The following is a 1,759-nucleotide window of genomic DNA, read 5'->3' as shown; positions in this document are numbered from 1 at the left end:
GCACCCCAGAATGCGCCGTACTTGCCCCATATCTTCATGCGGTCGCCGGTGTTGTAGAAACCGACCACTTTTTCCTCGGTGTGGTAACCCTTGCCGACCACACTGAAATGTTTCATATCGAAGCCGTTTTCAATGAGCTTTCGGACGGCCGCATCGGCTTCGGTGTGGTCATTGAAGGTGGCGATCAGAACGTCGTTGCCAGTCATTTGTTTCTCCTTTTAACGCATTGAATAAGGCGCAAAAGGGTTCGCGGGTGCGAACCCTTTTGCGCCAGTGTGATTCGATGGTATCCACATAGCCCGCGCACGCGCAGGCTCGGAAACTACTCAGTACGTGCCGTGCGCAGTGCGTTGATAAACGCGTCAGCTGAGTTCTACAGGTCGTGCAGGGCCTTGAACGCGTTGAACAGAACGCGCGGATCGAACTTGCCTTTGTAGACGGCCGGGGGCGTCTGCGCTATCTCAAGCAGACGATAGACCGCTGCCTGCGCCGAACGAATCGAATACTCGACGGTGAAGACAACGTCATCCGGCAATTCGCAAAACTGGCCGGTAAAAGCAAGATTCACCGATCCCTGCGGCACGACTTCCGGCCGGTCGCCGTGCTCGCGCGGCATGAACTGGCTCGTAATGAAAGGCATCAGGCATGGGATGCACACAGCGCGGTCTAGATCAGGAGTTGCATTGCCAGCGCGCAGATGCCCGAGTACCTCGGTCATGATCTCGCGACCGGTGCACTCGGCCATCGGTTTCTTTACGAAATGACCGGGCAGATCGATAGTGAGTCCGTATCCCCAGAACACCTGCACGTCGCTCGGCTGACCGATGAAATGCGGTTGGTGCGGCAGGACGATCGACATGAGCCAGTTTGAATCCGCGAAGGTGATGAGGCCACCTTCTCCGGGGACATTGCCGGTGAAGTCCCGGACCAGGTTGAAGAACGCAGGATCATGCAATGTGGTCGTGAACGACAGCCACTTCGATTCATCGATGTGATCCGTGAACACGTTCGGGTGGCCGAAAGCGGGGCGGTTCGTGGCGATCTTTTCCCAGAGAGCCCAGGAACCAGAGTCGGCGCTGCCGCCCGGCACGGCGGCGCGATCCATGCCGCCGAGGGTCGAGCCTTCGGTCATTGAGCCCAGGGTGACGATCACCGCATCGCCCGGCCCGACGGGGATTGAAACGCTACGCCCCTCGCACTCGCAGACGATGCCCTCCACGCGCGTTTCGCCGTTGGCCTCGTCAAGCACCAGATCGCTCACGCGCGTGCCGAACTGGAACTGGACACCGCGGTCGTCGAGCCATTTGCTCAGCGGCCGGACCATCGAGTCGTATTGGTTGTAGACCGTGCGCATGATTCCATGCAACTGGTTGAACCCCGACACCATGTGCACGAAGCGCAGCAGGTAGCGCTTGAATTCAACCGCGCTATGCCATGGCTGGAACGCGAAGGTCGTGCACCACATCAGCCAGAAGTCGGTCTTGAAGAAGGCCGGGGCGAAGTAGTCCGCTATGCGGCGGCGGCCGAGCAGGTGCTCCGGTTCAATCGCGAGGCGCTCGAGCGTGAGGATGTCGCTTTCAGTGAGCCCGAACTCGGGTTTGTCGATCCGACGACCGTCGCGTACCAGTCGAGACTTCGACGCAGTCTTCATCGTTTCATTCCAGTCCAGGATTTCCTGTGTGACCGTCTTGCTTTCGTCGAGCGTAGGGATCGATGAGAACAGATCAAACGTACACACGTACTTGCTCTCGAGCATGCG

Annotated in this window: 2 protein-coding genes; both read right to left on the bottom strand. The window is 58.8% G+C overall.

Translation table 11 applies throughout. From position 1 onward, the window contains the following. Positions 1–206 (bottom strand): general stress protein (locus tag BSU04_RS13255; protein WP_306427191.1); only part of this gene is annotated, 206 nt, incomplete at its 3' end. Between the two features lie 167 nt (positions 207–373). Next, on the bottom strand, positions 374–1,759 hold a 1,386-nt coding region (locus tag BSU04_RS13250), incomplete at its 5' end, for an oleate hydratase (protein ID WP_144021225.1).

It is taken from the genome of Caballeronia sordidicola, assembly GCF_002220365.1.
In the GTDB taxonomy this organism is placed as follows: Bacteria; Pseudomonadota; Gammaproteobacteria; order Burkholderiales; family Burkholderiaceae; genus Caballeronia; species Caballeronia sordidicola_C.
This window is presented reverse-complemented; position numbering and strand designations above follow the sequence as displayed.